This is a genomic window from Amaricoccus sp., assembly GCF_036846665.1.
Lineage (GTDB): Bacteria > Pseudomonadota > Alphaproteobacteria > Rhodobacterales > Rhodobacteraceae > Amaricoccus.
In genome coordinates this window covers 1-6,673 of record NZ_DAIUBO010000212.1, presented here as the reverse complement: position 1 = coordinate 6,673, position 6,673 = coordinate 1, and the positions used below count along the sequence as shown (strand labels likewise).

Here is a 6,673-nt window from a genome sequence, read left to right as displayed (position 1 = left end):
AGGACCCGGTGCCGGCGCCCTCCCGCCCCAGAAAATCCGGGATCTCGTAGGAACACCCGGCGAGGCCGAGAAGACAGCCGAGGATCAGGGGTCCGTGTCGCATTCGTCCGCGCCGCAATTCCGGTCCCGGGGCATAGACGCTCGCGCGGGGCTTGGAAAGGCCAAACTCCGGGCCGCCGCAGCCGGGATCTGGACGTGGCCCTTCCAAGAGCTTACATCGCAGCCCAACCGCAGCTCAGGGCATGCCGCGTGGCTACCGAACGCTTCGAGGAGATCGTCGAGGATTTCGCCTTCCTGGAGGATTGGGAGGACCGGTACCGCTATGTCATCGACCTCGGAAAGGCGATGCCGGCGCTCGACGACGCGCTGAAGACCCCGGCGACCAAGGTCGAGGGCTGCGCCAGCCAGGTCTGGATCGTGCCGCGGCTCGATGGCGCCGGCCGCGCGGCCCGCTTCGACTTCCGCGGCGATTCGGACGCGATGATCGTGCGCGGCCTGATCGCGGTGCTGCACGCGCTCTATGCCGGGCTCGATCCCGGGCAGGTGCTGGCCGTGGACGCGCCGGGCGAGCTCGGCCGGCTCGGGCTCGACCAGCATCTCTCCTCGCAGCGGTCGAACGGGCTGCGGGCCATGGTGGGACGGATGCGCGCCATCGCCCAGGGCGCGCTGGCGCAGGCTTGAGATCTTGGAGACGGCGAGGGACATGACCACGACATTGCAGGCCCTGCTTTCGGGGCGCGACTGGCTGCTGGCGGACGGCGCCACCGGCACCAACCTCTTCAACATGGGGCTCGAATCCGGCGAGGCGCCGGAATTGTGGAACCTCGCCGCGCCGGAGAAGGTGCGCGCGCTCTATGACGGCTCGATCGGGGCCGGCAGCGACCTGTTCCTGACCAACAGCTTCGGCGGCAACGCCAGCCGGCTCAGGCTGCACGATGCCGACGGGCAGGTGCGGGAGCTGAACCGGATCGCCGCCGCCATCGGCCGCGAGGCCGCCGATGCCGCCGGGCGGCCGGTGGTGGTCGCGGGCTCCATGGGGCCGACCGGCGAGATCATGGCGCCGCTCGGCCCGCTGACCGTGGAGGCGGCGGCGGAGATGTTCGAGGAACAGGCGCGCGGCCTGCTCGAGGGCGGCGCGGACGTGCTCTGGGTCGAGACGATCTCGGCCCCCGACGAATTCGAGGCGGCGGCGCGCGGCATCGCGCGCACCGGCGCGCCCTGGGTCGGGACCATGAGCTTCGACACCGCCGGGCGCACGATGATGGGCGTCACCTCGGGCGACATGGTCCGCCTCGTCGCCGGGCTCGCGCATCAGCCGCTGGCCTTCGGCGCGAATTGCGGCGTCGGCGCCTCGGACCTCCTGCGCACCGTGCTCGGCATGGCCGCGGCACGGCCCGCCCTGCCGATCGTCGCCAAGGGCAATGCCGGCATCCCCAAGTTCGTCGACGGCCACATCCACTACGACGGCACGCCCGAGCTCATGGCCGATTACGCGCTGCTCGCCCGCGACTGCGGCGCGAAGATCATCGGCGGCTGCTGCGGCACCACGCCCGCCCATCTCGCCGCCATGCGCCGCGCGCTCGAGACCACGGAGCCGGGCCCGGCGCCCGATCTCGCCACCATCAGCGCGCGGCTCGGCGAATTCTCCTCCGGCAGCGACGGCATGGAGCCCGAGGGCAGCGGCGGCGGCCGCGAACGCCGCCGGCGGCGCGGCTGAGCGCAGGCCTCAGAAGAGCTCCAGCTGCCGCGCCGCGCCCCCGGGCACGGCGAAGCGGTCGCAGCGCAGCGCCGGCAGCTCGCGGTCGAGCCCCAGCCGGCGCGAAGCGACCTCGAACCGCCGGGCGATCAGCCCGGCATGGAGGCCGGTCCCCGACATGCGCCGGTGCCAGGCGGGATCGTAGTCGCGCCCGCCCCGGGTCTCGCGCACCCGCGCCATGACTGCAGCCGCACGAAGGGGTCGCGCCGCCTCCAGCCATTCGCGAAAGAGCGGCCCGACCTCGAGCGGCAGGCGCAGGAGGATGTAGCTCGCCGCAGCGGCGCCCGCCTCCCGGGCCGCGGCGAGCAGGGCCTCGATCTCGTGATCGGTCAGCCCCGGGATCACCGGCGCGATCATCGCCCGGACCGGCACCCCGGCCGCCGCGAGGCGCCGGATCACCGCCAGCCGCCGCTCCGGGGCCGCCGCCCGCGGCTCGAGGCTGCGCGCGAGATCCCGGTCGAGGGTGGTGAGCGAGACCCCGACCCGTGCCAGCCCCGCCGCCGCCATGGCGCCGAGGATGTCGACATCCCGCTCGATCAGCGCGCCCTTGGTGACCACCGTCACCGGATGGCCGAAATCCCGCAGCACCTCGAGGATGCGCCGCATGATGCCGAGGTCGCGCTCGGCCGGCTGGTAGGGGTCGGTATTGGTGCCGATCGCGATCGGCGCCGGGCGGTAGGACGGCCGCGCCAGCTCCGCCGCCAGAAGCTCCGGCGCGCTGGGCTTCGCGGTGATCCGCGTCTCGAAATCGAGCCCCGGCGAGAGGCCGAGGAAGGCGTGGGTCGGCCGGGCGAAGCAATAGACGCAGCCGTGCTCGCAGCCGCGATAGGGATTGATCGAGCGGTCGAATCCCACGTCCGGCGAGCGGTTCCGGGTGATGACGCTGCGCGGCGCCTCGAAGGCGATCTCGGTGCGCAGCGGCGGCGGATCCGCCTCCGCCCCCCAGCCGTCGTCCACCGCTTCGCGCGCATAGGGCTCGAACCGGCCGGCGGCGTTGCTCGCAGCACCCCGCGCCCTCCTGCGCGGGCCGCCCGGCGGAATGGGAGGCGGCTGGGACATGGTCCCGATCCTAGAACATAGAGGGAACATCCGCAAGGCCGACGCGCCCCTCGAACGGCCGCGTCGGTGGATGTCGGCAGCGGGTCGCTTTCGTTCGCAACCACTATTCGAATTTGACGTAGGGACCGGAATCGCGCTTCTATGGCTGGGCGCCAGTGAGCGAGAAGGAGCGTGCAATGTCTGGGGACGAAGAGCTGATTCTGAGCGAGCTGCCGGATGACGAACTGGTCCCGCAGATCCATGACGACCTCTACGACGGGCTGAAGGACGAGATCGTCGAGGCGGTCAACATCCTGCTCGAACGCGGCTGGACGCCCTACGACATCCTGACCAAGGCGCTGGTCGAGGGCATGCGCATCGTCGGCATCGATTTCCGCGACGGCATCCTCTTCGTGCCCGAGGTGCTGCTCGCCGCCAACGCCATGAAGGCCGGCATGGGCATCCTGAAGCCGCTGCTGATCGAGACCGGCGCGCCGCGCCTGGGCAAGATGGTCATCGGCACGGTGAAGGGCGACATCCACGACATCGGCAAGAACCTCGTCTCGATGATGATGGAGGGCGCGGGCTTCGAGGTGGTGGATCTCGGCATCAACAATCCGGTCGAGAAATACCTCGAGGCGCTGGAACGCGAGGAGGCCGACATCCTCGGCATGTCCGCACTTCTGACCACCACCATGCCCTACATGAAGGTCGTCATCGACACGCTGAAGGAAAAGGGCGCCCGCGACGATTACATCATCCTGGTGGGCGGCGCGCCGCTCAACGAGGAGTTCGGCCGGGCGATCGGTGCCGACGCCTATTGCCGCGACGCGGCGGTGGCGGTCGAGACCGCCAAGGACTTCATCGCCCGCAAGCACAACCAGATGCGCCGCGCCTCGGTGTGAGTGGGCGCGCGCCCCGGCGCGCCCGCCCCGCGACCGGAAACCCGTCGGGGCATCTGGCCGAGCGGGGCGGGAGCGCCTAGATGGGATCCATGGACCTCGACGACCGCAGCCTGACCGAAACGGGCATCGACGCGCCGGAACGGCCGCAGGGCCGGGTGCTGATCCTGGCCTGCGGCGCGCTCGCCCGCGAGATCCTCGCGCTCAAGCGCCTGAACGGCTGGCACCACATGGACCTGCAATGCCTTCCGGCCAAGCTGCACCTCTGGCCGGACCGGATCCCCGATGCGGTCGAGGCCGCCGTGGTCGAGGCACGGCCGCGCTACCGGGCGATCTTCGTGGCCTATGCCGATTGCGGCACCGGCGGAATGCTTCAGGCGCGCTGCGACGCCCTCGGCGTGGAGATGATCGCCGGCCCCCATTGCTACAGCTTCTTCGACGGCAACGAGACCTTCGCCGCGCGCGGCGACGCGGAAATGACCGCCTTCTACCTCACCGATTTCCTCGTGCGCCAGTTCGACGCCTTCGTCTGGAAGCCCATGGGCCTCGACCGGCATCCCGAGCTGCGCGACATGGTCTTCGGCAATTACGAGCGGCTGGTCTATCTCGCCCAGACCGAGGATCCCGCGCTCGACCGGCTGGCCGAGGACGCCGCCGACCGCCTCGGCCTCGCCTACGAGCGCCGCTTCACCGGCTACGGCGACCTGCCGGCGGCGCTGCGCGCCGTCTGACCGCCCTCGCCCGCGCGGGCCGGCATCCGTGGCCGCGCCTGTAACGCTTGCCCTCCTGGCCGCGAATCGCCCCGCGGGACGGCCGCCGGCGCAGGGAGGACGGCATGCATATCCGACGCGAATTGCAGCTCATGCTCGTCGCGGGCCTGATCGGCCTGATTCTCCTATTGGCGCTGCTGATGTTCTATTGCCTCGCGGCGGACATGACGTCGGTGCATCTCGCGGTGCTCGCGGTGCTGACCACCACCGGGCCGCTGATCGCGCGCGTCTTCGAGGGGCTCGTCCGCCGGCGCCAGCGGCTGCTCGGGCTCGACATGAACTGCCTCGAGGCCGATGACGAGCTGCTGGTGGCCCGCGTCGCGCCGCTCGCCCTGCCGGTGATCGGCACGCTCTTCGCCTGGTTCGTCGTCCTGTGAACGGGTGCCGGCCGCAGGGCCGGAACCGCGGCGGATTCGATCGTTAACACTTTTTGTGTTATAAATCAAAGCATTAAAGTCTGTCCCCATGGGGACAGCGGATTCTCCGCCCGGAACGGCCACCGGCCGCCCTTGACCTGCCGGGCGGCCTGGATGAGGCTCGGTAGCGCGAGCACACAGCCGGGGGAGCATCATGACACGGACATTGCAAGCCGCCATCGCCGCCGTGGCGCTGGCGATATCCGGGCCCGCGCTGGCGCTGAACATCTGCGTCGAGGGCGCCTATCCGCCGTTCTCCGAGACCGCCGTGGACGGCAGCATCGTCGGCTTCGACGTCGATATCGCCAATGCCCTCTGCGCCGAGATCGACGAGGAATGCGCCCTGGTCAAGGTCGACTGGGACGGGATCATTCCCGCGCTCCTGGAGAGGAAATGCGACGCCATCGTCGCCTCGATGGCGATCACGGCCGAGCGCATGGCGGTCATCGACTTCACCAAGAAATACTACCAGACGCCGCCGATGATGATCGCGGCCGCGGATTCCGGCCTGGTCGCGACGCCCGAAGGCATGGCCGGCAAGGTGATCGGCGTGCAGCGCGGCACCACCCACAACGCCTATCTCGACAAGTACTACGGCGCCTCCGAGATCCGGCTCTACGCCAGCCAGGACGAAGCGAACCTCGACCTGGTCGCGGGTCGCATCGACGCGATGATGGCCGACAGCGTCGCACTCAGCCTGGGCTTCCTCCAGACCGAGCCAGGAGCCGGCTTCGTCGCGCTCGACGGCGATTTCTACGAGCCCGAGATCCACGGCGCCGGGAACGGCATCGGCATCCGCAAGGAGGATACCGGCCTGCGCGACAGGCTCTCCGCGGCGATCGACGCCATCCGCGCCAACGGCACCTATCAGGAGATCGAGTCGCAGTATTTCGACTTCGACATCTACGGCAGCGAAGACTAGGCCCGAGCGGCGGACCGGCACCGGGGCGCGATGGAGAGCCTGATCCGATACGCGCCGCTCCTCGCGGGCGGTGCCGTCGTCACCCTCTCGCTGGCCCTGCTGTCGCTCGCGCTCGCCACCCTGCTCGGCGGCCTCGGGGCCGCCGGCAAGCTCGGCGGCGGCCCGATCCTCCGCGCCCTCGCCCTCGCCTATACCACCCTGGTGCGCGGTGCCCCCGATCTGGTCTGGCTCTTTCTCGTCTATTTCGGCGGCCAGAGGCTGGTCAACGACATCACCGGCGCGCTCGGCCTCGGTCAGGTCGCCGTCACGCCCTTCGTCGCCGGGGTCTTCACCATCGGGATTATCTACGGCGCCTATCTCACCGAGACCTTTCGCGGCGCCTATCTCACGATCCCGCGCGGCCAGACCGAAGCCGCGATGGCCCTCGGCCTGCGCGGGCTGCCGCTGCAACGCAAGGTGGTGATCCCGCAACTGATCCGCTTCGCCCTGCCCGGATACGGCAATGTCTGGCAGGTGCTGGTCAAGGCGACCGCGATCGTTTCGGTGATCGGGCTCCAGGACCTGGTCGGGCTCGCCAGCGACGCCGGCAAGTCCACGCGCGAACCCTTCGTCTTCTTCTCCGCGGTGCTCCTCGCCTATCTGCTGGTCACCTGGGTCTCGCAGGTCCTGCTCGGGCTCCTCGAACGGCGCGCCTCGGCGGGGTTCGCCGATGCGCGCTGATCTGGTGGTCCTGAACTGGCAGCTCTTCGCCGCCGGGGTCTGGATGACGCTGCAGCTGACCTTCCTCGCTCTGGCGATCGGATTCTCGATCGCGCTGCCCGCCGGTCTCTCGCGGGCGCGCAGGGTGCCGGTCGTCTCGCCCCTGATCA

8 protein-coding genes are annotated in these 6,673 nt (G+C 70.1%); 7 read left to right on the top strand and 1 reads right to left on the bottom strand.

Annotation, left to right across the window (positions count from 1 at the left end; translation table 11 throughout):
- Positions 1-249: 249 nt before the first annotated feature.
- Both V7050_RS16735 and bmt read left to right on the top strand, forming a co-directional pair.
- Positions 250-681, top strand: a complete 432-nt coding sequence (locus tag V7050_RS16735) for a SufE family protein (protein WP_324365575.1) — start codon at positions 250-252, stop codon at positions 679-681.
- Positions 682-703: 22 nt separating this feature from the next.
- Complete coding sequence (bmt, locus tag V7050_RS16730; protein WP_324365574.1) at positions 704-1,717, top strand: betaine--homocysteine S-methyltransferase; 1,014 nt, start codon at positions 704-706, stop codon at positions 1,715-1,717.
- Positions 1,718-1,726: 9 nt separating this feature from the next.
- On the opposite strand, the gene V7050_RS16725 is transcribed toward bmt, so the two are convergent.
- Positions 1,727-2,815 (bottom strand): PA0069 family radical SAM protein, encoded by a 1,089-nt coding sequence (locus V7050_RS16725; RefSeq protein WP_324365573.1) that lies wholly within the window; start codon positions 2,813-2,815, stop codon positions 1,727-1,729.
- A 176-nt stretch (positions 2,816-2,991) separates the two neighbouring features.
- Between V7050_RS16725 and V7050_RS16720 the strand changes: the two genes are divergently transcribed.
- From V7050_RS16720 to V7050_RS16700, 5 genes are all read left to right on the top strand, one after another.
- The gene (locus V7050_RS16720; protein WP_324365572.1) at positions 2,992-3,699 is read left to right on the top strand and encodes a corrinoid protein; all 708 of its coding nucleotides are present in this window, start codon (positions 2,992-2,994) and stop codon (positions 3,697-3,699) included.
- Between the two features lie 89 nt (positions 3,700-3,788).
- The gene (locus tag V7050_RS16715; RefSeq protein WP_324365584.1) at positions 3,789-4,427 is read left to right on the top strand and encodes a DUF1638 domain-containing protein; all 639 of its coding nucleotides are present in this window, start codon (positions 3,789-3,791) and stop codon (positions 4,425-4,427) included.
- Positions 4,428-4,531: 104 nt separating this feature from the next.
- The gene (locus V7050_RS16710) at positions 4,532-4,843 is read left to right on the top strand and encodes a hypothetical protein (protein ID WP_324365571.1); all 312 of its coding nucleotides are present in this window, start codon (positions 4,532-4,534) and stop codon (positions 4,841-4,843) included.
- A 193-nt stretch (positions 4,844-5,036) separates the two neighbouring features.
- Positions 5,037-5,804 carry a transporter substrate-binding domain-containing protein gene (locus V7050_RS16705; protein ID WP_324365570.1) on the top strand — a complete coding sequence of 256 codons (768 nt, stop codon included), beginning with the start codon at positions 5,037-5,039 and terminating at the stop codon, positions 5,802-5,804.
- 30 nt (positions 5,805-5,834) lie between these two features.
- The gene (locus V7050_RS16700) at positions 5,835-6,524 is read left to right on the top strand and encodes an ABC transporter permease (protein ID WP_324373779.1); all 690 of its coding nucleotides are present in this window, start codon (positions 5,835-5,837) and stop codon (positions 6,522-6,524) included.
- Positions 6,525-6,673 lie beyond the last annotated feature (149 nt).

Bases quoted from the DNA above. Each gene is read 5' to 3' on its own strand.
- bmt (WP_324365574.1), top strand. From the start codon at position 704: ATGACCACGACATTGCAGGCCCTGCTTTCGGGGCGCGACTGGCTGCTG.
- V7050_RS16725 (WP_324365573.1), bottom strand. From the start codon at position 2,815: ATGTCCCAGCCGCCTCCCATTCCGCCGGGCGGCCCGCGCAGGAGGGCG.
- V7050_RS16710 (WP_324365571.1), top strand. From the start codon at position 4,532: ATGCATATCCGACGCGAATTGCAGCTCATGCTCGTCGCGGGCCTGATC.
- V7050_RS16720 (WP_324365572.1), top strand. From the start codon at position 2,992: ATGTCTGGGGACGAAGAGCTGATTCTGAGCGAGCTGCCGGATGACGAA.
- V7050_RS16700 (WP_324373779.1), top strand. From the start codon at position 5,835: ATGGAGAGCCTGATCCGATACGCGCCGCTCCTCGCGGGCGGTGCCGTC.
- V7050_RS16715 (WP_324365584.1), top strand. From the start codon at position 3,789: ATGGACCTCGACGACCGCAGCCTGACCGAAACGGGCATCGACGCGCCG.
- V7050_RS16705 (WP_324365570.1), top strand. From the start codon at position 5,037: ATGACACGGACATTGCAAGCCGCCATCGCCGCCGTGGCGCTGGCGATA.